At 72.5% G+C, this 23,629-nt stretch carries 22 protein-coding genes; 5 read left to right on the top strand and 17 right to left on the bottom strand.

Annotation, left to right across the window (positions count from 1 at the left end; translation table 11 throughout):
* Positions 1-11: 11 nt before the first annotated feature.
* On the bottom strand, positions 12-1,337 hold the full coding sequence (gene hemL, locus KM427_RS03980) for a glutamate-1-semialdehyde 2,1-aminomutase (RefSeq protein ID WP_215526332.1): 1,326 nt from the start codon (positions 1,335-1,337) through the stop codon (positions 12-14).
* 293 nt (positions 1,338-1,630) lie between these two features.
* Here hemL and KM427_RS03975 point away from each other — a divergent pair, with 293 nt between their 5' ends.
* Positions 1,631-2,869 carry a lytic transglycosylase domain-containing protein gene (locus KM427_RS03975; RefSeq protein WP_215526331.1) on the top strand — a complete coding sequence of 413 codons (1,239 nt, stop codon included), beginning with the start codon at positions 1,631-1,633 and terminating at the stop codon, positions 2,867-2,869.
* Positions 2,870-3,134: 265 nt separating this feature from the next.
* On the opposite strand, the gene hemB is transcribed toward KM427_RS03975, so the two are convergent.
* The 7 genes from hemB to KM427_RS03940 all read right to left on the bottom strand — a co-directional run bounded on the left by hemB (position 3,135) and on the right by KM427_RS03940 (position 10,920).
* Positions 3,135-4,142 carry a porphobilinogen synthase gene (gene hemB, locus KM427_RS03970; RefSeq protein ID WP_183592722.1) on the bottom strand — a complete coding sequence of 336 codons (1,008 nt, stop codon included), beginning with the start codon at positions 4,140-4,142 and terminating at the stop codon, positions 3,135-3,137.
* Positions 4,143-4,265: 123 nt separating this feature from the next.
* Entirely contained in the window at positions 4,266-5,915 is a 1,650-nt protein-coding gene (locus KM427_RS03965; protein ID WP_183592721.1) for a uroporphyrinogen-III synthase, read from the bottom strand.
* Complete coding sequence (gene hemC / locus KM427_RS03960; protein ID WP_183592720.1) at positions 5,912-6,898, bottom strand: hydroxymethylbilane synthase; 987 nt, start codon at positions 6,896-6,898, stop codon at positions 5,912-5,914. The genes KM427_RS03965 and hemC overlap by 4 nt, the downstream gene beginning before the upstream one ends.
* Positions 6,895-8,184, bottom strand: a complete 1,290-nt coding sequence (locus KM427_RS03955) for a glutamyl-tRNA reductase (RefSeq protein WP_183592719.1) — start codon at positions 8,182-8,184, stop codon at positions 6,895-6,897. The genes hemC and KM427_RS03955 overlap by 4 nt, the downstream gene beginning before the upstream one ends.
* A 76-nt stretch (positions 8,185-8,260) precedes the next feature.
* On the bottom strand, positions 8,261-8,959 hold the full coding sequence (locus KM427_RS03950) for a redox-sensing transcriptional repressor Rex (protein ID WP_183592718.1): 699 nt from the start codon (positions 8,957-8,959) through the stop codon (positions 8,261-8,263).
* A 186-nt stretch (positions 8,960-9,145) separates the two neighbouring features.
* Positions 9,146-9,394, bottom strand: coding sequence for a glutaredoxin family protein (locus KM427_RS03945; protein ID WP_215526330.1), 249 nt, complete (start codon positions 9,392-9,394; stop codon positions 9,146-9,148).
* Complete coding sequence (locus KM427_RS03940; RefSeq protein ID WP_215526329.1) at positions 9,391-10,920, bottom strand: AMP-binding protein; 1,530 nt, start codon at positions 10,918-10,920, stop codon at positions 9,391-9,393. Before KM427_RS03940 ends, KM427_RS03945 begins: the two co-directional genes overlap by 4 nt.
* Positions 10,921-10,975: 55 nt before the next feature.
* Between KM427_RS03940 and KM427_RS03935 the strand changes: the two genes are divergently transcribed.
* The 3 genes from KM427_RS03935 (at position 10,976) to KM427_RS03925 (ending at position 14,071) form a co-directional block, all read left to right on the top strand.
* Positions 10,976-11,860 (top strand): HAD family hydrolase, encoded by an 885-nt coding sequence (locus tag KM427_RS03935; RefSeq protein WP_252275037.1) that lies wholly within the window; start codon positions 10,976-10,978, stop codon positions 11,858-11,860.
* Between the two features lie 107 nt (positions 11,861-11,967).
* A complete protein-coding gene (locus tag KM427_RS03930) occupies positions 11,968-12,732 on the top strand; it encodes a sigma-70 family RNA polymerase sigma factor (RefSeq protein ID WP_183592714.1) in 765 nt (254 codons plus the stop codon).
* Between the two features lie 79 nt (positions 12,733-12,811).
* A complete protein-coding gene (locus tag KM427_RS03925; RefSeq protein WP_215526327.1) occupies positions 12,812-14,071 on the top strand; it encodes a DUF5667 domain-containing protein in 1,260 nt (419 codons plus the stop codon).
* Between the two features lie 191 nt (positions 14,072-14,262).
* On the opposite strand, the gene KM427_RS03920 is transcribed toward KM427_RS03925, so the two are convergent.
* The 6 genes from KM427_RS03920 to KM427_RS03895 all read right to left on the bottom strand — a co-directional run bounded on the left by KM427_RS03920 (position 14,263) and on the right by KM427_RS03895 (position 20,125).
* Positions 14,263-15,642, bottom strand: a complete 1,380-nt coding sequence (locus KM427_RS03920) for an HNH endonuclease signature motif containing protein (protein WP_215526326.1) — start codon at positions 15,640-15,642, stop codon at positions 14,263-14,265.
* Between the two features lie 489 nt (positions 15,643-16,131).
* Positions 16,132-17,262, bottom strand: a complete 1,131-nt coding sequence (locus tag KM427_RS03915) for a lysophospholipid acyltransferase family protein (protein WP_215526325.1) — start codon at positions 17,260-17,262, stop codon at positions 16,132-16,134.
* The gene (locus KM427_RS03910) at positions 17,255-18,301 is read right to left on the bottom strand and encodes an NAD-dependent epimerase/dehydratase family protein (RefSeq protein ID WP_215526324.1); all 1,047 of its coding nucleotides are present in this window, start codon (positions 18,299-18,301) and stop codon (positions 17,255-17,257) included. The genes KM427_RS03915 and KM427_RS03910 overlap by 8 nt, the downstream gene beginning before the upstream one ends.
* A gap of 15 nt (positions 18,302-18,316) precedes the next feature.
* The gene (locus KM427_RS03905; RefSeq protein WP_008356322.1) at positions 18,317-18,418 is read right to left on the bottom strand and encodes a 30S ribosomal protein bS22; all 102 of its coding nucleotides are present in this window, start codon (positions 18,416-18,418) and stop codon (positions 18,317-18,319) included.
* A gap of 131 nt (positions 18,419-18,549) precedes the next feature.
* Entirely contained in the window at positions 18,550-18,753 is a 204-nt protein-coding gene (locus tag KM427_RS03900) for a helix-turn-helix domain-containing protein (RefSeq protein ID WP_183592710.1), read from the bottom strand.
* A gap of 184 nt (positions 18,754-18,937) precedes the next feature.
* On the bottom strand, positions 18,938-20,125 hold the full coding sequence (locus KM427_RS03895; protein ID WP_215526323.1) for an acetoin utilization protein AcuC: 1,188 nt from the start codon (positions 20,123-20,125) through the stop codon (positions 18,938-18,940).
* Between the two features lie 184 nt (positions 20,126-20,309).
* Here KM427_RS03895 and trpS point away from each other — a divergent pair, with 184 nt between their 5' ends.
* A complete protein-coding gene (gene trpS, locus KM427_RS03890; protein WP_215526322.1) occupies positions 20,310-21,278 on the top strand; it encodes a tryptophan--tRNA ligase in 969 nt (322 codons plus the stop codon).
* Here trpS and KM427_RS03885 read toward each other — a convergent pair.
* Genes KM427_RS03885 through KM427_RS03875 form a run of 3 tightly spaced genes read right to left on the bottom strand, consistent with a single transcriptional unit; the run spans position 21,275 to position 23,608 of the window.
* The gene (locus KM427_RS03885; RefSeq protein ID WP_215526321.1) at positions 21,275-21,823 is read right to left on the bottom strand and encodes a TerD family protein; all 549 of its coding nucleotides are present in this window, start codon (positions 21,821-21,823) and stop codon (positions 21,275-21,277) included. The genes trpS and KM427_RS03885 overlap by 4 nt on opposite strands.
* An 18-nt stretch (positions 21,824-21,841) precedes the next feature.
* Entirely contained in the window at positions 21,842-22,615 is a 774-nt protein-coding gene (proC, locus tag KM427_RS03880; RefSeq protein ID WP_246390575.1) for a pyrroline-5-carboxylate reductase, read from the bottom strand.
* 42 nt (positions 22,616-22,657) lie between these two features.
* Positions 22,658-23,608, bottom strand: a complete 951-nt coding sequence (locus KM427_RS03875) for a proline dehydrogenase family protein (protein ID WP_215526320.1) — start codon at positions 23,606-23,608, stop codon at positions 22,658-22,660.
* Between the last annotated feature and the right edge of the window lie 21 nt (positions 23,609-23,629).

The following is a 23,629-nucleotide window of genomic DNA, read 5'->3' as shown; positions in this document are numbered from 1 at the left end:
GGATCGATCTCCTACGCCTGCGCGGCGGCCGCGGCGCGGGCCGCCCCGGGCAGGGCGTCGAGCACCGTCGAGACGGCGCGGTCGTCGTGGGCGGCGGACAGGAACCACGCCTCGTAGGCCGACGGCGGCAGGTAGACCCCGGCGTCGAGCATGGCGTGGAAGAACGCGGCGTACGCCGCCGCGTCGGTCGTCGAGGCGTCGTCGAAGTCGCGGACGCGGCCGTCGACACCCGGGGTGAAGAAGATCGAGAACATCGTGCCGGTCGACTGCACGACGTGAGCGACCCCGGCCTCGGTGAGCGCGTCGGACGCGGCGACCTTGATCGTGTCGGCAGCCCGGTCGAGGTGGGCGTAGACCTCGTCGGTCGCGAGCCGCAGTGTGGCCAGGCCGGCCGTGGTGGCGATCGGATTGCCCGACAGCGTGCCGGCCTGGTAGACCGGCCCCTCCGGCGCGAGTCGGGACATCACGTCGGCGCGGCCGCCGAAGGCGGCCGCCGGGAAGCCGCCGCCCATCACCTTGCCGAAGGTCATCAGGTCCGGCCGCCAGCCCTCCACGGCGCCGTCGAGGCCCCACTGGCCCTGTCGACTGGCCCGGAAGCCGGTCATCACCTCGTCGCTCACGAACAGCGCGCCGTGCCGCGCGCAGGTCTCCGCCAGGAACCGGTTGAAGCCGGGCTCGGGCGGGACGACGCCCATGTTGCCGGGGGCGGCCTCGGTGATCAGGCACGCGATCCGGTCGGCGTACTCCGCGAACACCCGCTCGACCGCGGCCCGGTCGTTGTACGGCAGCACGAGCGTGAGCTCGGTCGAGGACGCCGGTACGCCGGGCGTGCCGGGCACCGCGAACGTGGCGAGGCCGGAGCCCGCGGAGGCCAGCAGGGCGTCGACATGGCCGTGGTAGCAGCCGGCGAACTTCACGACCACGTCGCGGCCGGTGAAGCCGCGGGCCAGCCGGATCGCCGACATCGTCGCCTCGGTGCCCGAGGAGACGAACCGGACCCGCTCGACCGGCGCACGCGCCGCGATCTCCTCGGCGAGCTCGACCTCCGGCTCGGTCGGCGCGCCGTACGACGTGCCGCGGGCGATCGCCTCGGCGACCCGAGCCTGGACCTCGGGGTGGGCGTGCCCGAGCAGCATCGGCCCCCAGGAGCAGATCAGGTCGACGTACTCGTTGCCGTCGACGTCGGTGAGCCACGCGCCCGAGGCGGACCGGATGAACCGGGGCGTGCCGCCGACCGCGTTGAACGCTCGGACCGGGGAGTTCACCCCGCCCGGGGTCACCGCTCTGGCCCTCTCGAAGAGGGCTGCGCTCGCGGTGGTGCCCGCCGTGGTTCGCACCGCGGTATCAGGGCTCGGTCGGCCGGTCACCGGGCCATTGTCCCCGAGCGGGCCAACCCGCCCCAGTCCAGGGCGGGGGACGGGCTCGGCAGCGTGGGCCAGGCCACGTGCGGGCGCACGGACGAGAACGTGTTTCACCGCCGCGACCTGCGGGAATGGTGGTCCTACCGACGAACGGCTGCACGTCCGGCCCAAGCGACGTACCGTAACCGGTGCAGGGTCCGGTCGTTTGATGTGCGTCACGCCGTGCAGAGGGAGCACGCCGGGTCCGAGGGAGCAGGAGACAGCCGGAGATGTCCAAGAGTGGGTCGACCAGCCGCTTCGGGCGCGGTCAGAAGGCGATCGCCCTGGTGCCGCTCGCCCTGCTCTCCGCGGCCTGGACCGCCAGCCTCGCGACGACCGGCACGGGCACCGCGCTCGCCGATGCGACCACCGACCCCGCCCTGCCCGACGGCACCAGCCTGCCCGCCGAGGCGATCGAGGAGCCGGCGAGCGTCTCGGCCGCCTCCGGTGGCGTGGCCCCCGGAGTGGTCGGCAACGCCGCGCGCGTGGTCGCGACCGCCTCCACCTCCGGCATCCCGGCCGCGGCCCTCGCGGCGTACCAGCGGGCCGAGACCGTGATCAACTCCGCCGACCCCGGCTGCCACCTCACCTGGCAGCTGGTCGCGGCGATCGGTCGGGTGGAGTCCAACCACGGCCGCCACGGCGGCAACACGCTCGACGCCCAGGGCGTCGCCAGGCCGGGCATCTTCGGGCCGCCCCTCAACGGCGGTGACGGCACCAGCCGGATCTCCGACACCGACGCCGGCCAGTTCGACTCCGACGCGGTCTGGGACCGCGCGGTCGGTCCGATGCAGTTCATCCCGTCGACCTGGTCGGTCGTGGGCGTCGACGCCGACGGCGACGGCCAGCGCAACCCGCAGGACATCGACGACGCGGCGCTCGCCACCGCCGTCTACCTCTGCTCCGGCGACGACGACCTCGGCACCACCGCCGGCCAGCAGGCCGCGGTCTACCGCTACAACCACAGCCAGCCCTACGTCGACCTCGTGCTGTCGATCATGGAGGCCTACCTCGACGGCGAGTTCACCTCGGTGCCCAACGGCGTGACCTCGGCCGGCTACGTCGTGCCGCAGCTGCCCGACCGGCCCGATCGCGGCGACAAGCCCGACCAGGGGCACCAGGGCAAGGGCGACAACGGCAAGGGCAAGGACGGCCGCGACGACGACCAGGGCTCGTCCGAGCCCACGGACCCGGCGCAGACCCCGACGAAGTCGCCCACGCAGCAACCCACGCAGCCGACGACGCCCCAGCAGCCCCCGAGCTCCACCCCGGCCAAGCCGGCCGACCCGCCGAAGGCGCCGCTCCCGACGCTGACCCTCCCGGCGCTGCCGTCGACCTCGGTGGCCCCGGTCGACCAACTGCTCACCGACGTCCAGGCGCGTGCCCAGTGCCTGCTCGACGGCTACCTCGACAACATCCTGCGCACCGACGACCCGTTCGACCAGTGCGTCTACGCCTACACCCACTGACGGGTGGTTCCTGAGCCCCGGCCACCGGCCCCGGTGGTTGAGGTGCGAAGGCCGCCAGGCCTGAGCCTCGAAACCACCGCAGCCGTCAGCGTCCAAGCAGCCGCGCGAACTCGCGTCCGCGCGCCGCCCCACCTGCCCGGATGTCACCACCAGTCGCAGGTTCATCAAGGGATGAAGGTGGAGCCCCGGTTCCCCCGCCGAGTTCGGCTCGGGATGCGAAGCTTCGCCAGCATCCCTTGATGAAGCGTCGGCCAAGCGCGCCGGCTCAGCGCCGCAGCAGCCGCGCGACCTCACTCGCCCAGTAGGTCAGCACCACGTCGGCACCGGCCCGCCGGATCGAGGTGAGCGTCTCGAGGATGGCCGGCTCGCGGTCGATCCAGCCGTTCGCGGCGGCGGCCTCGAGCATGGCGTACTCCCCCGAGATGTTGTACGCCGCGACCGGCACGTCGACCGCGTCGCGCACCCGGCGCAGCACGTCGAGGTAGGCCAGGGCGGGCTTCACCATCACCACGTCGGCGCCCTCCGCCACGTCGAGCAGCGCCTCGCGGACGCCCTCGCGGGCGTTGCCGGGGTCCTGCTGGTAGGTCCGGCGGTCGCCCTGCAGCGAGGAGTCGACGGCCTCGCGGAACGGGCCGAAGAACGCGGAGGCGTACTTGGCGGAGTAGGCCAGGATCGAGACGTCGGAGTGCTCGGCGGCGTCCAGCGCGGTGCGGATCACCGCCACCTGGCCGTCCATCATCCCGCTGGGGCCGACCATGTCGACGCCGGCGTGGGCCTGGGCGCGGGCCATCTCGGCGTACGCCGCGAGCGTGCGGTCGTTGTCGACACGACCGTCGGGTGTCAGCACGCCGCAGTGACCGTGGTCGGTGAACTCGTCGAGGCACAGGTCGCTCATCACCGTCAGGGCGTCCCCCACCTCGGCCACCACGTCGGTGATGGCGAGGTTGAGGATGCCTGCCGGGTCGATCGCGCCGGTGCCCTCGGCGTCCTTGTGCTCGGGGATGCCGAAGAGCATCACCCCACCGAGCCCGAGCTCGGCCGCCTCGGCAACCGCCTTCAGCAGCGTCGACCGGGTGTGCTGCACCACGCCGGGCATCGAGGAGATCGGCCGCGGCTCGTCGAGGCCCTCGCGCACGAAGAGCGGGAGCACCAGCTGCCGCGGCTCCAGCGACGTCTCCCCCACCATCCGGCGCAGCGCCGGCGTGGTGCGCAGGCGCCGGGGCCGGACCACGGGTCCGGCCACCGGAGAGGTGCTGGACAGTTGATCGGTCATCGCTCGATCCTCCTCCTGCTCACTCGGTTTCGACCCGCCGTCGCTCGTTCGTACCTCACGAGCGGGCTCGCTCAACCTCCTCGCGTCGTGGAGGTCCGCTGACGCGGACCTCCACGGCTCGGATCACTCCGCGGCGCGAGCCTTCCGCCGCGCGGAGGTCTTGCGCTCCGACGGCTTGGTGACGGGCTGACCCGCCTCGATCAACGACACCCGGCGGGCGGCGCCGAAGTCGGCGAGCGCGTCGACGAGCTCCTCGACGTCCGGCCGGCTCGCGAGGACGTCGACGCGCAGGCCGTGCTCCTCGGCGGTCTTCGCCGTGGCGGGGCCGATCACCGCGATCACCGTCGAGGCATGCGGCTTGCCGGCGATGCCGACCAGGTTGCGCACGGTCGAGGACGAGGTGAACACGACCGCGTCGAACTTGCCGGTCTTGATCGCGTCGCGGGTCTCCGGCGGCGGCGGCGCGGCCCGCACGGTGCGGTACGCCGTGACGTCGTCGCACTCCCAGCCGAGGTCGATCAGGCCGGCGACGAGGTTCTCGGTCGCGATGTCGGCGCGCGGCAGGAACACCCGGTTGATCGGGTCGAGCAGCTCGTCGTACTCCGGCCAGTCGGCCAGCAGGCCGGCGGCCGACTGCTCGCCCGACGGCACCAGGTCGGCGCGCAGGCCCCAGTCGGCGATGGCCTGCGCGGTCTTGTCGCCGACCGCCGCGATCTTGAGGCCGGAGAAGGCACGGGCGTCGAGGCCGTACTCCTCGAACTTCTCGCGCACCGCCTTGACGGCGTTGACCGAGGTGAACGCGATCCACTCGTAGCGACCCTCGACCAGGCCGCGCACGGCCTTGTCCATCTGCTGCGGGTTGCGCGGCGGCTCGACGGAGATGGTGGGCACCTCGTCGGGCACCGCGCCGTAGCCGCGGAGTCGCTCGGACAGCGAGCCCGCCTGCTCCTTGGTGCGCGGCACCAGCACCCGCCAGCCGAAGAGCGGCTTGGTCTCGAACCACGACAGCGTCTCGCGCAGGTCGACCACGTTGCCGACGACGGTGACCGCCGGCGGGGCCATCCGGGCGGCGCGGGCGTCGGCCGCGATCCGGTCGAGGGTGGAGGACACGGTGGCCTGCTCGGTCGTGGTGCCGACCCGGGTCATCGCGATCGGGGTCTGCGGATCGCGGCCCGCGGCGACCAGCGCCTTCGCGATCTCGCCGACCTGGCCGACGGCCGAGAGCAGCACGAGCGTGCGCTTGTCGGCGTACTGCTTCCAGTCGACCTTGTCGCCGCAGGTGACGACCGCGACCTCGCGGTGGTCCTTGGTGGTCAGCGGGATGCCGGCGTACGCCGGGACCGCGTTGACCGAGGAGACACCGGGCACGATCTCGAACGCCAGGCCCGCCTTGACGCAGGCCTGCGCCTCCTCGGGGCCGGACGCGTAGAGGAACGGGTCGCCGGCCATCAGGCGGACCACGCGCTGGCCCTTCTTGGCGTGCCTGACGACCACCTTGCCGCGCGCGGCGTGGGTCAGCGGCTGGCCGTCCTCGCCGAAGCCGCCGTCGACGACCTCGGGGCCGATCGGCTCGGCGCCCTCGACCGGCTCCGGGAGGCCGAGGACCTGGCGGATCAGGCCGGCGTGCTCCGGTACCTCGGTGACGACGACGTCGGCGCGACTGAGCAGCTCGACGGCGCGGACCGTCAGCAGGCCCGGGTCACCGGGGCCACTGCCGACGAACGACACCCAGCCGCGCGGCTGGTCCTTCGGGGTGGACTTGGCTCGGGTCATGGGTTCTGCACCTTGTCTAGCGAGTGGTCGAGCGGGTCATGCTCCGACCCGTCCAGGTCTGCGGCGCCGTCGGCGAGCATCTCCTGGGCGAGTCGGTCGCCGACGCCGGCGGCGTCGGCGGGGTCACCGGTGGCGGACCTGCGCACCGAGAGCCCCCCGTCGGGCGAGAGGGCGATCGCCCGCACCCACAGCTCCTCGCCGTCCTCGCCCTCGACCACCTCGGCCAGGGCTCCGATCGGCGCGGAGCATCCTCCTTCGAGCGTCGCGAGCACCGCCCGCTCCGCCTCGACCGCCGCGCGGGCGCGGGGGTCGTCGAGCGCCTCGCGCAGCTGCGCCGCGAGATCGTCGTCGTCGCGGCACTCGACGGCCAGCGCACCCTGTCCCGGAGCGGGGAGCATCTGGAGCGGGTCGAGCACCTCGGTGGCCTCGTCGAGCCGACCGATCCGGGCCAGCCCGGCGCGCGCGAGCACGATCGCGTCGTACTCTCCCGTGCGCACCTTGCGGATCCGGGTGTCCACGTTGCCGCGGAGGCCGGCGACCTCGACCCCGAGGCCGAGGGCGTGCAGCTGGGCGGCCCGGCGCGGCGAGCCGGTGCCGACGCGGCTGCCCACGGGCAGCTCGCCGAGGGTGAGGCCGTCGCGGGCCACCACCACGTCGCGCGGGTCCTCCCGACCCGGGATCGCGACCAGCGCGATGCCCTCGGCGGGGTAGGTCGGAAGGTCCTTGAGCGAGTGCACGGCGACGTCCACGCGCCCGTCGAGGAGGGCGTCGCGCAGCGCGCTGACGAACACCCCGGTCGACGAGCCTCCGGCCAACGGGGTGCCGGCCGCCTGGCTGCGGTCGCCCTCGGTGCTGATCTCGACCAGCCGGACCGGGCGGCCCAGCCGCTCGGCGATCTGGTCGGCGACCAGCTGGGACTGGGTGGTCGCGAGCACCGAGGCGCGGGTGCCGACCCGGATCGGCGCGCTGACGGCCTGACTCATGACAGACCCTCCGCCCGGGTCACGGCGTCGACGGCCTCGGGGTCGAGCGCGAAGAGCTCGGCCAGGGCGGCCGCGTAGGAGACCGCGCCGGTCTCGTTGGCGAGCTCCTTGACGCGCACGGTCGGCTCGTGGAGCAGCTTGTCGGCGACCCGGCGCACGGTGTGCAGCACCTCGGCGCGGGCGGCCTCGTCGAGGTCGGGCAGCCGATGCGAGAGGCGGTCCATCTCGGCGTCGACGACCGCGGTCGCCATCGAGCGCAGGGCCACCACGGTCGGCGTGACGCTGGCCTGGCGGCGGGCGGCGAGGAACGCCGCGACCTCCTGGGTCACGATGCGGCGGACGGCGGCCACCTCCTGCCCGGCTTCCGACTCGCGCAGCCCCTCGGCGAGGTCGGTGAGGTTGACCAGCGTGACGCCGGGAAGGTCGCCGACCTCCGGCTGGACGTCATGGGGCAGCGCGAGATCGATGAACGTCAGCGCCCGGCCGTCGGCGGTCGCGGCCGCGACCAGGTCGCGGGTCACCACCACGCTGGTCGCACCGGTGCACGAGATGACCACGTCGGCGTGCGCGAGCTCGGCCTCGAGGTCGGCCAGCGCCGCGGAGCGCGCGCCGTACTCGTCCGCGAGGCGCTCGGCCTTGCCGGCGGTGCGGTTGACGACGGTGATGCCGGCGGCGCCCCGGCGAGCCACGGTGGCGGTGACCAGGCCGGCCATCGACCCGGCACCGATCACCAGCACTCGCTTGTCGGACAGGTCGCCCGCGGCATTGCTGTGGTCGAGGGCGGCCGAGACCAGCGACGGCGCTGCCTGGTCGATGTCGGTCTCGGAGCGGGCCCGCTTGCCGACCCGCAGCGCCTGCTGGAACAGCACGTTGAGCGCCGGCCCGACGGTGCCGATCTCCTGGCCCGCGCTGAGCGCGTCGCGGGCCTGGCCGAGGATCTGGCCCTCACCGAGCGCCATCGAGTCGAGACCGGCCGCGACCTGGAAGAGATGCGAGACCGCGCCGTCGTCGTAGTGCACGTAGAGGTGCGGGAGCAGCTCCTCGGGGGCGCCGCCGGCGCGGTCGACCAGCAGCCCGGAGAGCTCCTCGACGCTGCCGTGGAAGCGGTCGACCTCGGCGTAGATCTCCAGCCGGTTGCAGGTCGCGATGACCGTGGCCTCGGTGACGTGCTCGCCGGCGGCGACGTCGTCGATCAGCTTGTGCACGCCGTCGTTGTCGAGCGCCACCCGCTCCAGCAGCGAGACCGGCGCCGACTTGTGGGAGATGCCCACGACCAAGACGCTCATGCGCGTACTCGCTTCGCTCCGTGCGCGCATGAGGCACAGGACGCACTGCCTTGGATGATTCGCTCGCTTCGCTCGCTCATGCAGTCACCTCCTCGGTGACGGCCCCCTGCATCTTGCGCTGCTCGTGGTAGGCCAGGATCTGCAGCTCGATCGAGAGGTCCACCTTGCGGACGTCGACCAGGTCGGGCACCGAGAGCACGATCGGCGCGAAGTTGAGGATGCTGGTGATCCCGCAGGCGACCATCCGGTCGGCGACGTCCTGGGCGGCGACGGCCGGGGTCGCGATGACCCCGATGGCCACGCCGTGGTCGTGGACGATCTGCTCGAGGTCGGCGAACGGCCGCACCTCCAGGCCGGCGACCGCCTCGGCCCGACGGGCCGGGTCGGCGTCGAGGAGCGCGACGACGCGGAAGCCGCGGCTGCGGAACCCGGAGTAGTTGGCGAGGGCCTGGCCCAGGTTGCCGATGCCGACGATGACGACGGGCCAGTCCTGGGTGACGCCGATCTCACGGGCGATCTGATAGCGCAGGTACTCCACGTCGTACCCGACCCCGCGGGTGCCGTAGCTGCCCAGGTAGGAGAGGTCCTTGCGGAGCTTGGCGCTGTTGACGCCCGCCGCCACCGCGAGCTCCTCGCTCGAGCAGGTGGTGGTGCCCTGGTCGGACAGGGTCGTCAGGGCCCGGAGGTAGACGGGCAGCCGCGCGACGGTCGCTTCGGGGATGTCCCGAGCGGCGTCGGGTGAGTTCCGTGCGGTCACAGCTCTTGTCTTCTCCATAGCCAGGGGGCTGCTGGGCCGTCGTCGGGCACGCGAGGACGAACCCGTCCTCGGGGCCTGATGGCTTGTTCACTGTAGGAGTTTGTGAACGGGAGAACAAAACGGAGCGACCCTCGCCCGCTGGCCGGTGCTACCACATGTGATGTGACCCACGCTCGCGGGGCCGGTCGGCGCGATCCCGCGACCTCAGTCGCGGGCGAGCGCGGCCCGCAGGCGACGCTCGTCGACCCGCCAGAAGTCGTGCTGGCGACCGTCGACGAGGGTCACCGGGATCTCCTCGCCGAAGCGCTCACGCAGGGCCGGGTCGTCGTCGATGGTCACCTCGGCGTACGACTCGCCCACCTCGGCGCAGACCCGCTCGATGACGGCCCGCGCGTCGTCGCACAGGTGGCAGCCGGGGCGGGAGTAGAGGGTGATGCGGGGCTCGGTGCTCATTCCAACAGCCCTAGCGTGCGCCGCCGCTCGATCCCGCGCAACCGGCCCTTCTGCACCTTGCCCGTGATCGTGCGAGGCAGCTCGTCGACCACCTCGATGCGCGAGGGCTGCTTGAAGCGCGCGAGCCGGAGCGCGCAGTGCGCGCGCACCGCCGCCGCGATCGCGTCCGGCTGTTCGCCGGGAGCGCGCACGTATGCCACCACGGCCTCGCCGCTCCGCTCGTCGGTCACGCCGATCACCGCGACCTCGACGACGCCGGGGACCTCCTCGATGACGTCCTCGACCTCGACCGGGTAGACGTTGAAGCCCGAGACGATCACGACCTCCTTGAGGCGGTCGACCAGGAACAGGTCGCCGCTCTCGTCGAGGAAGCCGACATCGCCGGTCGGCCACCAGCCGTCGCCGTCGGGCCCCTCCGCGCCGTCGGGCCAGTAGCCGCTGAACAGGTTGACGCCACGGATCGAGATCTCGCCCGGGTCGCCACCCTCCGGCGGAAGCCCGTCCTCGTCGATCAGCCGCAGCTCGATGCCGGGCAGCGCGGCGCCGACCGAGCCCGCCTGAGGCGTCCGGCTGCACAGGGTGCTGGTGACGACCGGCGAGGCCTCGGTGAGGCCGTAGCCCTGGTGGACCGCGACACCGGTGCGCTCGTCGAACTCCTCCACGACCTCGGGACTGAGCGGTGCGGACCCCGACAGGATCAGCCGGACCGGGCCGAGTCGCTCCCGCAGGTCCGGCTCGGAGCGCCAGTGGGCGAAGACCGGTGGCGCGACCGGCACCACGCTGCACGCCTCGTCGTCGATGATGGCCAGCGTCTCCTGCGGGTCGAAGCGCTCGACGAGCACCAGCTTCGCCCGGCGCCGGAGCACGCTGCCGAGCACCGCGTTGAGGCCGTAGACGTGGAAGAGCGGGAGCACGCCGAGCACGACGTCGTCCCCGTGGATCATCGGCGGCTCGACCTGCGCGCATTGCTCGATGTTCGCGAGCAGGGCGCGGTGGGTGAGCATCGCGGCCCGTGGGAGACCGGAGGTGCCGCTGGTGTAGAGCAGGGCCGCGAGCTTCTCCGGATCCTGCAGCGGCGGGATCGGCCGGGCCGGCTCGGAACGCAGCTCGTCATACGACGCCTCGCCGACGACGACCAGGCGGGGCGGCGACTCGAGCGAGTCGACCGCCTCACGGACGGCCGCGGCCGTGGTCGGATCGGCGATCGCCATCCGGGCGCCGGAGTCGTCGAGCATCCGGGCCAGCTCGCCGACCGCCGAGCCGGGGTTCACCGGCACGGCCACGGCCTGCGCGCGCAGCACCCCGAGGTAGGACGTCACGAACTCGAGACGGTTGCCGACCGCGATCAGCACCCGGTGCCCGCCCACGACACCGGCGCCCGCCAGACCGGTGGCGACGCGGCCCACCTGGTCGTCGAGCTGGGCCCAGGTCAGACTGCGCCCGCCGGCCTCGACGAGTGCCAGTCGATCGGGGCTCTCGGAGGCCGCGCTGGTCACCAGCTCGGCCACGTCGCGGATCCCGGACATGGTGCGGATACTTCCACACCACCGCGTGCTGTGCCGGTGGGTCTACCCTGCCGGTGTGACGCCCACGGACCGCCGACCGCGACCGCTGAACCTCCAGCTGCGGTCGACGCTGGCCGGGGAGGCCGCCGCCGCATCCGCCGAGGTCGAGTCGGCGCTGACGCCACCGCTCGATCCTGAGGCCGCGGCCTTCTTCGACGTCGACAACACCGTCATGCAAGGCGCGAGCATCTTCCATCTCGCCCGCGGCCTGCACCGGCGCAAGTTCTTCACCACCCGCGAGATCCTCGGCGCGGCCTGGAAGCAGGCGTACTTCCGGATCGTCGGCGTCGAGGACCCCGACCACGTGGCCGATGCACGCGCCTCGGCGCTCGGCTTCATCGCCGGTCACACCGTCTCCGAGCTCCAGGAGCTGGGCGCGGAGATCTTCGAGGAGGGCATGGCGCACCGGATCTGGCCGGGCACCCGTGCCCTCGCCCAGCTCCACCTCGACGAGGGCCAGCGGGTGTGGCTGGTGACCGCGGCACCGATCGAGATCGCCCAGATCATCGCGCGCCGACTCGGGCTGACCGGCGCCCTCGGCACGGTCGCCGAGCACGTCGACGGGGTCTACACCGGTCAGCTGGTCGGCGACCTGCTGCACGGGCCGGCCAAGGCGGAGGCCGTCAAGGCGCTGGCCGCGCGCGAAGGTCTAGACCTGCGCCGCTGCTCGGCGTACTCCGACTCCTACAACGATCTACCGATGCTCTCGCTGGTCGGCGACCCCTGCGCGATCAACCCGGACGTCAAGCTGCGTCACCACGCCCGCGAGCAGGGCTGGCGGATCCGCGACTACCGCACCGGGCGCAAGGCACTGCGCGCCGGCCTCGTCGTCAGCGCGGTCGCGGGTGCCGCCACCGGTGCCGTCGCGGCGGGGCTGGCCGTGCGCAGCAAGCGGACCTGAACGCCGTAGTTACCGACCGGTTCACATTCGAGTAACTCCCGTTTACGATGGCGGAGGTTTTCGAGGGGCCGGCATCGGGGAGACCGCATTCGGGAGGGCTTGTTCGCATGGCACCAGGCATCCACGACCAGGAGCGGGGCCTCACCGTCCTGCGCCGACTCGTCGCCGAGGTGCTGCTCGCCGAGCGCCTGGCACCAAGGCCCACGCCGGCCTTCGCCGGCAGCATCCTCGCCACCGAGGCGGCGACCAGCCGCGGCAGCGGCGGGCCCGATGGTTACGGGGACGCCGGGCTCGCGGCGTCCTCCGAGGACGACGAGTCCGAGCGCACCCGGCTGATCGCCCTCGTCGAGCTGGCCCGGCAGGGCGACGCCGACGCGTTCGGGCTGCTCTATGACCACTACCAGGGGTCGGTCTACCGGTTCCTCTTCTACCGGACCCGCTCGAGGACGCTCGCCGAGGACCTCACCTCCGAGACGTTCTTCCGGGCGCTGCGCAGCATGAACGGATTCCGGTGGCAGGGCAAGGACTTCGGCGCCTGGCTGATGACCATCGCGCGCAACCTCGCGACCGACCACTTCAAGGCCGGCCGCACCCGTCTCGAGCTCACGACCGAGGACATGAGCCTCCACGACGACGCGACCGACGGGCCCGAGAGCGCGGTGCTCGCCGGGATCACCAACGAGATCCTGATGCGCGCGCTCACCGAGCTGCCCGCCGAGCAGCGCGACTGCCTGGTGATGCGCTTCCTCCAGGGCATGAGCATCGCCGAGACCGCCGCCGTCCTGGGCCGCAGCGACGGCGCCGTCAAGCAGCTCCAGCTGCGCGGGGTGCGCAACCTCGCCAAGCTGATGCCGGAAGGGCTGCGGGACTGATGGCGCGACCGGTCGAAATCGTTCAGTTCCTCGGCGGATCTCGCGTAACTCCGCCGCACTTCTCGTCGTTGAGATCGACATGACATGGGGGATCCGGGCGCGGGGGCGCGCCCACCGGTTCGCCACCCTGGTCGAGCAGTCGTCGACGGGTGAGCGGATCGACGTTGCAGATCGACGTGACCGCGAGCTGGTGGAGCTCGTCGGGGCGCTGCGGGCGGTCCCCGACCCGCAGCCGCGCCCCGAGTTCGTGGCCGACCTGCGCGCCCGGCTCGTGTCCGAGGCCGAGACGGCGCTGGCGCCCGACGACCTCTCGAAGCTCCGGCTCCCCGCTCGCCGCACCACCCGGGAGCGCCGACTCGCGGCCGTCGTCGGCGGCCTGGTGATCGTGGGGGCGAGCGCCTCGGTCGCCGTCGCCTCGCAGTCCGCACTCCCCGGTGAGTCGCTCTACCCGATCAAGCGGGCCATCGAGTCCGCCCACGTCGGGCTGTCGCTCGGCGAGGCCGACAAGGGCAGCATCCAGCTGGCGAACGCCACCGACCGGCTCGAGGAGGCCAGCGCACTGGCCGGCTCGGACGAGCCGGGCGATCAGGCGCGGGTCGCACCGACCCTCGCCACCTTCAGCGACCAGGCCACCCAGGGCGCCGACCTGCTGTTCGCCGACTACGCCCACAGCGACCGGGCCTCGTCCATCGCGAAGCTGCGCGACTTCGCCTCGAGCAGCCTGACGCAGCTCGAGGAGCTCGAGCCGTCGGTGCCCGCCGACGCCCGCGACGAGCTCGTCGCCGCCGCCAACGTGGTCGCCCAGATCGACGCCGAGGCGGCGCAGCAGTGCCCCGACTGCGGGGGTACCCCGATCGAGGCGTTCCCGCCGTCGCTGGTCGCCGCCCCGCCGATCGAGCTGCCGACCCTGCCCGCCACTCCCCAGCAGGCCGGGCCGGACGCGCGCGGCCAGGACAAGAACGGCACCAAGGGCGACCGCGGCGGCAAGGACGGTGGCCGAGGCGATCGGGGTGACCAGGGCGTCGCGCCCGGACTGCCGCCGGTCGACGGCGACCTGCCCCCGGGCAGCGTGCTCGAGCCGACCACGGACCCGACCCTGCTCCCCAGCCCCGGCGCCTCGCCGTCCCGCGGCACCAACCCGCTCAAGACGCTGACCGACGGCCTGACCGGCGCCCTCACCGGTGGCGCCGCACCCTCCGCGAGCGCACCCTCCAGCTCCGGCGGCAGTGGACCCACGTCCCCCACCGCTCCCCTGACCGAGGTGGTCACCGGCGTCACCGAGATCCTCCAGGGCGTGCTCGACCCGATCACGGGCGCCCTGTTGCCGCCCCGGCAGTAGCGACCTCAGCGGCCCGGTTCGCGGCGGCCGCGGCCGGTGACGCGCTTACCGGGTTTGTGTGGTCGCCGTAGGTGGGGGTTACGGGGGGGTGGTGACGGCTGCTGGGCGGCTTGCGGTCTGCTCGGGTCGACCGTCGTGGTCACCGCTGGAGAGGACGATGCGGTCTGCCGGGTCGGTCGGGTCGGCCCGGGTCAGGCGGCGGCGTATTCGATGACGAAGTCGGGGTAGTGGAGTTCGCGTCGGATCCGGGGCACGACGCGGCTGGGGGTGGGTGCGCGGGGTGCTGTTGATCGGATCGTGTGGCCGGTGGGCAGGGTGGTCTCGACGACGTGCTGATCGGGCGGGCCAGCCAGTGGTCTGGCCCGCCACCCGGGGGCTTGTTTGGTGTGGTTGCACTGCTCGCAGAGGCCTTGGCCGTTGATGGCGGAGGTGGGGCCGCCGTGGGCGTGGTCGGTGATGTGGTCGTGGTGACGGACCGGGGCGTTGCACCAGGGGGTGCGACACGTCTGGTCGCGGAGCTCGAGGAACAGGCCGAGGGCCTTGGGGAACGCCCGGGCCTTCGATTCCATCGCGACGAGGGTGCCGGTCTCGGGGGCCACGTAGAGCCGCCGCAGCGCCGTCTGCGCCGTCTGCGCCGTCTGCGCCTGCGCGAGGGCGGTGGCGGCGAGGTCGCGGGCGTGGTCGGCGGTCAGGGGGCCGTAGCCGGTCAGCCAGGCGGGCTGGTGTCCGCCGGCGAGGAGGGTGTGGTCGGAGACGGTCAGGTTGATCGTGACCGGGACCCCCTCCGCGGTGGCCTGTCCGGTGACGAGCTCGACGAGGGTGTCGGTCATCACCTGACCCCGGCTGCGGGAGTCGCCTTGGGCACGAGCCTGGTCGGCGGCCCGGGTCAGGGTGGCGTAGGCCGCGACACCCTGAGCGACCGGCAGCAGCACCGAAAGCCGGGCCATCGTGTCCGGCGCGGGCCGCAGGCTCACGTGCCGGTCGGCCTCCGCCTTCGCGCGGCGGTCGACCACCGCGGCCGGGTCCAGGCCGGCGACCAGCGCCCGGGTCTGCGCGACGAGTCGTCGGTCGCCCCACCCCTCGAACCGATAGGCGCCGTCGGGACCGGGGGCGGCGAGCTGCTCATCGACGATCGCCCGGTGTCCGGGTTGGAGGCAGGCGGTCTCGCGGGCGATCAGGATCGCCCGCCACTCCGACACCACCCCGGCCGCCAGCGCGGCCTCCGTCGAGGGGAGCTCGGCCAGGGCGTGCGCGAACCCCAACAACCGCGTGCCCCGCGCGGGGGACTCCCGGCGGGCGTAGGCCACCAGACCGGGCACGTCCCGCCCCCGCCGTGCCGCCGGCACCCCCTGGTCGGCGTGCCGGGCCTTCACCCGCGCATCCAGCACCCGGGTCAACCGCGCCTGGACCGCGCAGGCCTTCGCTTTGGTGTCCTCGAGGGCGCGGATCGCGTCCACCAGCTCCGCCTCGCTCATCCCCGACACATCGGGCATCGCGGGCATCGCGGGCATCTCGGACATGGCACCGGTGTCGACCGTGGGGTCGAGGTGGGTGTCCGAGATCATCGCCATATCTCATTGTATCGAACAATTGTTCGATCACATAAGGGGTTGGGCGGCGTGTTTCGCCCAGGTTCGTGGTGGTTTCGAGACAGGCGCTAGCGCGCCTTCCTCAACCACCGTGGCCCCGAGGACGGTGGTTGAGGAGGTTGCGCTAGCAACCGTCTCGAAACCACCACGAACGCATCCCGCGTCCCGACCACCGGTCGGCGTCGTCCCGATAGGCGCCGAACGGGTCCGCGGGAGCACGCCGACACTCCCCCGACACCGGCGGGTGGTTTCGAGACAGGCGCTAGCGCGCCTTCCTCAACCACCGGGAGCGCGCCTTCCTCAACCACCGTGCCCCCTGAGGACGGTGGTTGAGGAGGTTGCGCTAGCAACCGTCTCGAAACCCTGCTGCGTCGGCGGATGTGGCGGGTCGGGTGCTGGGTGGTGGTTTCGAGACAGGCGCTAGCGCGCCTTCCTCAACCACCGGGAGCGCGCCTTCCTCGACCGTCGCGACTAGCGGAAGACGGACTGGCGCTGCATCAGCAGCGTGTAGAGCGTCTGCTGGATGGTCTCGCGGACCTGGTCGGTGATGTTGAAGACCAGCATCGGGTCGTCGGCGGCGCCGGCGTCGAACTCGTCGGTGCGGATCGGCTCGCCGAACTCCAGCAGCCACTTCGATGGCAGCGGCACCAGGCCGAGCGGGCCGAGGAGGGGGAAGAACGGCGTGATCGGGATGTACGGGACGCCGAGGAGGCGGGCGAGCGAGGGGAGGTTGCCGACGAGCGGGTAGATCTCCTCGGCGCCGACGACCGAGAGCGGGACGATCGGGACTCCGGTGCGGACCGCGGCGGAGACGAAGCCGCCCCGGCCGAAGCGCTGCAGCTTGTAGCGCTCGGCGTACGGCTTGCCGATGCCCTTGAAGCCCTCGGGCCAGACGCCGACGAGCTCGCCGTTGCGCAGCATCCGTTCGGCATCCTCGCTGCAGGCCAGGGTGGCACCGCTGCGGCGCGCCATCGAGCCGACGAACGGCAGCCGGAAGACCAGGTCGGCACCGAGCGGGCGCAGGAACCGACCGGTCTCGTCATGGATCGAGACCATCGTCATCAGTCCGTCGACCGGGATGGTGCCCGAGTGGTTGGAGACGACCAGGGCGCCGCCGTCGGCCGGGATGTTCTCGACGCCACGCACCTCGATGCGGAACCACTTCTGGGCGATCGGACGCAGCGTGGCCATCAGGAAGCGCTCGGTGACCTCGGCGTCGAAGCCGTACTCGTCGACGACGTAGTCACCGGTGACCCGGCGCCGCAGGAACGCCAGGAACCTCGCCAGCTGCGGCTCCCACTCCTCGCCGAAGACCTCGGCCGCGGCCTGTTGGAACGCCGCCAGCCACTCGGCGGCAGGGATCCCGCCCGCGGGGGTGGGCTCGTCGGTCGTGACCGGCTCGCGGACCACCGCTTCCTCGACCGGCTTCGGCCGGGGCGCGGCCGTGGCCGACTGCTTCTGGGGCGCCTGCTTCTTCGCCGGCTTCGGCGCCGGCCTGGCGCCGTTCGCGGCAAGGCCGCGCGCCGCCGAGGAGGGTGCGGTGCCGGTGCCGCGCCCCGGGCGGCCCCGGGTGCCGATCGGGATCACCTCGGCGTCAGCCACGGTCGCTCCCGGCCAGGGTCGGGTCCGCGGCGGGCAGCCGGTCGGCGAGTCCGGCCAGCAGCCGCTCGGCGGGGCGCCCGCTCGCCGCGAGGGGTGCGGAGAAGTCGGCGAAGGCACCGTCGGTGGTGAACGCCGGCTCGAAGCCGAGGTCGGTGCGCATCCGGGTGGTGTCGACGCCGCGGCCATAGGTGAGGAACGCCGTCTGCTCCGGGGAGAAGTCGGCGACCCGCGCCGAGCGCAGGATCGAGCCGACGTTGCCGACCGCGAACGGCGGCAGCGGCACCGTCGGCCGCCCGAGACGGCGCAACGCCTGAGAGAGCATCAGCAGGCCGTCACCGGCGACGTTGAAGGTGCCGGGGACCTCGGAACGGATGGCGTGCAGCAGCAGCTCGAGCAGGTCCTGCTCGTGCAGGAACTGCATCCGTGCGTCGTGGCCGAGCACCGTCGGAATCACCGGCAGCCGGAAGTACGACGTGATCGGACTGGTGACGTGCGGCCCGATGACGTTGGCCGCGCGCAGCAGCGTGACGCACACGTCGGGTCGCCGCCGGGCGAAGCCGCGGACGTAGCCCTCGATCTCGGCGACGTCCTTGGCGTAGCCGGAGCGGGGCGCCCGCCGCGGCTCCATGTCCTCGGTGAACATGGCGGGGTCGCGGCTGCTCGCGCCGTACACCGTCGTCGTCGACTTCACGACGAGCGTGCGCAGCCCCGGTGCCTTCTGGCACGCGGCCAGGAGCTGCATCGTCCCGATGACGTTGAGCTCCTTCATCGTGTTGCGGCCGCCGGCGCTGCCGGGGGTCGCGATCACGCTCATGTGGACGACGGTGTCGACGTCCTCCTTGACGATGACCTTCGCGATGACGGGGTTGCGGATGTCGGCGCGGACGAACGAGACGTCGCCGATGTCGCCGCGGGGCGGTACGACGTCGACGCCGATCACCCTCGCGACGTCCGGGTCTGCCGCGGCAGCGCGCGCGAACCGCCGGCCGAGGTCACGCGAGACCCCGGTGACGAGGACGACCCTGCCGGCGCTGCCCATGCGGCGAGCGGTGGCCTACTTGCCGAGCTTGCGACGCTGGACGCGCGTCTTCTTCAGCAGCTTGCGGTGCTTCTTCTTGGCCATGCGCTTGCGCCGCTTCTTGATGACAGAACCCACGGGATACCTTTCGACAGCTGTACAGCCGTCCGCCGGACGGACCCGGTGGACCGGCCAAGCCTATCCGGGTGAGCCCACCCGGCAGAATCGACCGGTCCAGCCGAGACCCAGAGGGTCCTGCGCGGTCCGGCTCAGCCGGCGCTGTAGAAGCTCTTGCGCAGGTACTCGTCCACGTCCGACTCGAGGACGCGGAACGAGCGGCCGACGCGAACGGCCGGCAGCTCGCCACCGTGGACGAGCCGGTAGACGGTCATCTTGGAGACCCGCATCATCGCCGCCACCTCGGCGACGGTGAGGAACTTCGAGTCGTTGATGTCTCCGGAACTGGTAGCCATCGTGCACCGATTCTTTCTGTCTGGCGCGCCACCGGCTTCCCCACCGGCGATCGCACGCGCCACGCATCCGTGAGAATAGGGCCTGATGTGACTCATGGGGAAGGGCTTCACCAAAGATACACCCGGGACACGGCGTGTCCGCTTGCATCGGCCGCCAGAACTTCTCCGGTGTAGTTCGTCCCGGTCAGGGCAGCGGGTCGAGCCCGTGCAGCGGGAACGCCTCCATGCGGGTCGCGTGGATGGCCCGGTCGAGCCAGGCCTCGGGGTCGTAGCCGTCGCGCCAGTCCCGGTACGCCGGACTCCGGCCGTCGGTGAGCCGCATCGGAGCCACCCGCCCCAGCCGCTCGCGGACGTGCTCGCGCCACCCCGCCGGCGTCTCGGAGTCGGGGTCGAGCGGCACGCCGCTCACGATGGCGAGCAGGTGGCTCCAGGCGCGCGGCACGACGTCGACCACCGCGTAGCCACCACCGCCGGTCGCGACCCAGCGGCCCTCGCACAGCTCGTGGGCGAGGTCGTGGAGCGCGAGGTACGCCGCGCGCTGGCCGTCGACGGTCAGCATCAGGTGGGCGAGCGGGTCCTCGGCGTGGGAGTCGCAGCCGTGCTGGGTGACCAGCACCTGCGGCTTGAACTCGCGCAACAGCGGGGGCACCACCGCGTGGAAGGCCCGCAGCCAGCCGGCATCGGCGGTGCCGGGCGGCAGCGCGACGTTGACCGCGGAGCCGAGCGCCCGGGGACCACCGAGGTCGCGCGGGAAGCCGGTGCCGGGGAAGAGCATCTGCCCCGTCTCGTGCAGGGAGATCGTGAGCACCCGCGGGTCGTCCCAGAACACCCGCTCGACGCCGTCCCCGTGGTGGACGTCCACGTCGACGTACGCGATCCGCTCGGCGCCCTGGTCGAGCAGGCTCTGGATGCCGATCGCGACGTCGTTGTAGATGCAGAAGCCACTGGCCCGGTCGGGCATCGCGTGGTGCAGGCCGCCGGTGATGTTGGCGGCGTGCAGCGACTCCCCGCTCCACACCTGGCGGAACGCCTCCACGCTGGCGCCGACGATGTGCGCGGTCGCGTGGTGCATGCCGCGGAAGACCGGGTTGTCGTCGGTGCCGAGCCCGTGCACGCCGTCGACGGCCATCGGGTCGCGCCCGGCGTGCATCACGGCCTCGATCAGCTCGGGGCGGTGCACGGTCGCGATCACGTCCTCGCTCGCGATCGGGGCCGGTACGACGCGCAGCCGGTCGCCCACGACGTCCAGCTCGGTCGCGAGCCGCATCGTGAGGTCCACGCGGAGCGGCGACATCGGATGCTCGGGTCCGAAGTCGTACTCCGTCAGGCTCTGGTCGAAGACGACCGTCGCCGGTCCGGGACAGGCAGGCATGTGACGGACGCTACCGCTAGGCTGGATGCGTGCTGACGCTGCGTTCCACGTTCCGTACCACCGCGTGGTGGCCCGCCTGACGGCGGCCCACCGACCTGCGCTGACTCCAGCACACCTTCCAACGGCCGCCCACGGGCGGCCGTTCGCACGTCCCGACCCGTGGGCTCTCATCCCAGGAGATCCCATGAACCACCCCGATCGACGCAACCTCTCGCTGCTCACCCCGAGCGGGCACCTCACCCTCGGCAACCTGCTCGGCGCGCTGCGCCCGATGGCCCGCGGGCAGCACGAAGCAGACTGCTTCTACGGCATCTCCGACCTGCACGCGCTGACCACGCCGCACGAGCCAACCCGACTCAGGGACACCGTCCGCGAGATGGCGACCCTGCTGCTGGCCGCGGGCCTCGACGAGTCGACGCTGTTCCTGCAGAGCCGGGTGCCGGCCCACGCCCAACTGGCCTACCTGCTCGAGTGCACGGCGTACACCGGCGAGCTCAACCGGATGATCCAGTTCAAGGAGAAGGGGCGCGGGGTCGACTCGACCCGGGTCTCGCTCTACACCTATCCCGCGCTGATGGCGGCCGACATCCTGCTCTACCGCCCGCAGCAGGTGCCGGTCGGCGCCGACCAGCGCCAGCACGTCGAGCTGACCCGCGATCTGGCGATCCGCTTCAACAACGCGTACGGGCCGGTGTTCACGGTCCCCGAGGTCGCGGTGCCGGCGGCCGGCGCGCGGGTGATGCGACTCGACGACGCCACCCGGAAGATGGGCAAGTCCGACGCGTCCGCGGCCGGGGTCATCGCGCTGCTCGACCCGCCGGACGTCGTACGCCGCAAGGTGGCGCGCGCGGTGACCGACTCCGACACCGGCACCGGCGCCGTCCGGTCCGACCCGGCGAAGCCCGGCGTCACCAACCTCCTGGAGATCCTCACCGCGTGCGGCGGCAGCGCCGAGGGCATCACGACGTACGGCGCCCTGAAGCGGGCCGTCACCGACGCGGTCGTCGCCGAGCTCGAGCCGCTCCAGAAGCGGTACGCCGAGCTCGCGGCCGACCCGGCGCACGTCGACGGGGTGTTCCGCGCCGGCGCCGAGCGCTGCCGGGCGGTGACCGCGCCGGTGCTCGCCGCGGCCGAGGCGGCGATCGGGCTCTAGAGGAGCCGCTTCAGGGCCCGCTCGGACTCGGTCGGCAGCTTGACCGGCACCGGCTCGGCCAGGGCGCGGAGCCGCCAGCCGTCGCCGCTGCGACCGATCCGGGCCAGCACGACGCCGGTCTCGGGGATGCCGAGGGTGAGCGTGACGCGGGCCAGCTCGACGTCCCGCTCGTCCACCACGCGGCAGTAGGCGTTGGCGATCCACTCGAGCGTCTGACCCTGGTAGCTGGTCACCAGCAGGAAGACCGTGTCGATCTGCGGGTGCACCCGGTCGAGGTCCACGAGGATCTGCTCGTCGTCCCCCTCGCCGCTCCCGCTGGTGTTGTCGCCGAGGTGCTCGACGGACCCGTCCCGGGTGGTGTGGTTGTTGTAGAAGGCGATGTCGAAGAGCCGGCCGCCACCGAACTGCACGGCCGACGCGTCCAGGTCGGCGGCCCGCGCTCCGCCCGAGCTCAGCGCGCCGGCCCCCGGCGCCTGGTCCCAGCCCAGGCCCATCCGCAGCTTGCCGGCCAGCTCGATCTCCTGGCCGCTCGTCAGCTCGATCACGATGTCGACGTTAGCGCGTCAGCCGTTGCCCTCGGCCAGCGCGCGCGAACGGTCGCGGGCGGCCTCCATCGCCGCCAGGAACGCCGCGCGGACCTTGTGGACCTCGAGCTCGCGCAGGGCGGCCGCGGTCGTGCCGGCGGGCGAGGTCACCTGCTCGCGCAGCACGGTGGGATGGGTGCCGGTCTCGCGCAGCATCTTCCCGGAGCCCACCAGCGTCTGGATGACGAGCTCGCTGGCCGTGCTGCGGGGCAGACCGAGGTGTACGCCGGCCTCGATCATCGACTCGACGACGTAGAAGATGTAGGCCGGGCCGGAGCCGGAGATCGCGGTGACCGCGTCCTGCTGGCGCTCCGGGATCCGCAGCACCTTGCCGACGGACGCCATCAGCGCCTCGGCCTCGGCGAGGTGGTCCTCGCTGCAGTGGGAGCCCGGGGAGATCGCGGCCATGCCCTCGTCGACCAGGGCCGGGGTGTTGGGCATCACGCGGACGACGGCGACGCCCTCGGGCACCCGGGCCTCGATGAACGCCGTGGTGATGCCGGCCGCCAGCGAGACGACGAGCTGGCCGGGTCGCAGCGCGGACGCGATCTCGTCGAGCAGGTCGCCCATGTCCTGGGGCTTGACGACCAACGCGAGGGTGTCGGCCTTGCGGGCCGCCTCGACGTTGGAGACCACGGCGACGCCGTACCGCTCCTCCAGCTCGCTGGCGCGCTCGGCGCGCTTCTCGCCGACGAGCAGGTGGTCGACGCGGCGGCCGGCCCGGACCAGGCCGGAGAGCAGGGTCTCGCCCATGACTCCGGCGCCCAGAATGGCAGTTTGAGCCATGGCTACTACCTATTTCTTCGAGATCAGGGACCGCAGGAAGAATGACAGGTTCTGCGGACGCTCGGCGAGCCTTCTCATCAGGTAGCCGTACCACTCGGTGCCGTAGGGCACGTAGACGCGCATCCGCTCGCCCTTGGCGGCCAACCGGCGCTGCTCCTCGGGACGGGTGCCGTAGAGCATCTGGAACTCGTAGCTGCCCGGCGCGCGGCCGTAGCGGCTGGCCAGCGACGAGGCGATCTCGACCATGCGCGGGTCGTGGCTCGCGATCATCGGGTAGCCCTCACCGGCCAGCAGCACCTTGAGGCAGCGGACGTAGGACCTGTCGATGTCGAGGCGGTCCTGGAAGGCGACGTCCTCGGGCTCGAGGTAGGCGCCCTTGCAGAGCCGGACCCGGGAGCCCTCGTAGGCCAGCGCCCGGCAGTCGGCCTCGGTGCGGTGCAGCATCGCCTGGAGGACGGCTCCGGTCTCGGGGAAGTCCTTGCGCAGCTCGCGCAGGATCATCAGCGTCGAGTCGGTGGTGGTGTGGTCCTCCATGTCGAGGGTGACCGTGGTGCCGGCGTTGCGGGCGGCCCGGCAGATGGTGCGGGCGTTCTCGAGAGCGATCTTGTGGCCCCCGCCGGCCGCGACCGTGTCGGGCAGGAACTGACCGATGGCGCTGAGCTTCACCGACACCTCGGCGCCGCGGGTCAGGCCGCGCGCGGCGAGCTGGCGCAGCAGGTCGAGGTAGGCCTGCACGGTGGCCTCGGCCTGGTCGGCGTCGAGAGTGTCCTCGCCGAGGAAGTCCAGCGTCACCAGGAGCTTCTCGTCGGCCAGCCCGGCGGCCGCGTCGACGGCGGACTCCGTGGTCTCCCCGGGCACGTAGCTGCGGACGATGCCGGCCGAGACCGGCATGGTGCTCACCATCTTCTTGACCGCGGCGCTGCGGGCCAGGAGGAGGAGCGGCTGACGGAGGATCGGCATGTCTCTCAGGCTACGTCCGCG

This window comes from Nocardioides sp. LMS-CY (assembly GCF_018732145.1).
GTDB lineage: Bacteria > Actinomycetota > Actinomycetes > Propionibacteriales > Nocardioidaceae > Nocardioides > Nocardioides soli.
The sequence above is the reverse complement of the archived record's forward strand: the minus strand, read 5'-3'. Positions and strand labels throughout refer to the sequence as shown.

What these genes read in the sequence shown, in the direction of transcription:
- KM427_RS03975 (WP_215526331.1), top strand. Translation starts at nt 1,631, where the DNA reads ATGTCCAAGAGTGGGTCGACCAGCCGCTTCGGGCGCGGTCAGAAGGCG.
- hemB (WP_183592722.1), bottom strand. Translation starts at nt 4,142, where the DNA reads ATGACCGATCAACTGTCCAGCACCTCTCCGGTGGCCGGACCCGTGGTC.
- KM427_RS03965 (WP_183592721.1), bottom strand. Translation starts at nt 5,915, where the DNA reads ATGACCCGAGCCAAGTCCACCCCGAAGGACCAGCCGCGCGGCTGGGTG.
- hemC (WP_183592720.1), bottom strand. Translation starts at nt 6,898, where the DNA reads ATGAGTCAGGCCGTCAGCGCGCCGATCCGGGTCGGCACCCGCGCCTCG.
- KM427_RS03955 (WP_183592719.1), bottom strand. Translation starts at nt 8,184, where the DNA reads ATGAGCGTCTTGGTCGTGGGCATCTCCCACAAGTCGGCGCCGGTCTCG.
- KM427_RS03950 (WP_183592718.1), bottom strand. Translation starts at nt 8,959, where the DNA reads ATGGAGAAGACAAGAGCTGTGACCGCACGGAACTCACCCGACGCCGCT.
- KM427_RS03945 (WP_215526330.1), bottom strand. Translation starts at nt 9,394, where the DNA reads ATGAGCACCGAGCCCCGCATCACCCTCTACTCCCGCCCCGGCTGCCAC.
- KM427_RS03940 (WP_215526329.1), bottom strand. Translation starts at nt 10,920, where the DNA reads ATGTCCGGGATCCGCGACGTGGCCGAGCTGGTGACCAGCGCGGCCTCC.
- KM427_RS03930 (WP_183592714.1), top strand. Translation starts at nt 11,968, where the DNA reads ATGGCACCAGGCATCCACGACCAGGAGCGGGGCCTCACCGTCCTGCGC.
- KM427_RS03925 (WP_215526327.1), top strand. Translation starts at nt 12,812, where the DNA reads ATGACATGGGGGATCCGGGCGCGGGGGCGCGCCCACCGGTTCGCCACC.
- KM427_RS03920 (WP_215526326.1), bottom strand. Translation starts at nt 15,642, where the DNA reads ATGGCGATGATCTCGGACACCCACCTCGACCCCACGGTCGACACCGGT.
- KM427_RS03910 (WP_215526324.1), bottom strand. Translation starts at nt 18,301, where the DNA reads ATGGGCAGCGCCGGCAGGGTCGTCCTCGTCACCGGGGTCTCGCGTGAC.
- KM427_RS03900 (WP_183592710.1), bottom strand. Translation starts at nt 18,753, where the DNA reads ATGGCTACCAGTTCCGGAGACATCAACGACTCGAAGTTCCTCACCGTC.
- KM427_RS03895 (WP_215526323.1), bottom strand. Translation starts at nt 20,125, where the DNA reads ATGCCTGCCTGTCCCGGACCGGCGACGGTCGTCTTCGACCAGAGCCTG.
- trpS (WP_215526322.1), top strand. Translation starts at nt 20,310, where the DNA reads ATGAACCACCCCGATCGACGCAACCTCTCGCTGCTCACCCCGAGCGGG.
- proC (WP_246390575.1), bottom strand. Translation starts at nt 22,615, where the DNA reads ATGGGCGAGACCCTGCTCTCCGGCCTGGTCCGGGCCGGCCGCCGCGTC.
- KM427_RS03875 (WP_215526320.1), bottom strand. Translation starts at nt 23,608, where the DNA reads ATGCCGATCCTCCGTCAGCCGCTCCTCCTCCTGGCCCGCAGCGCCGCG.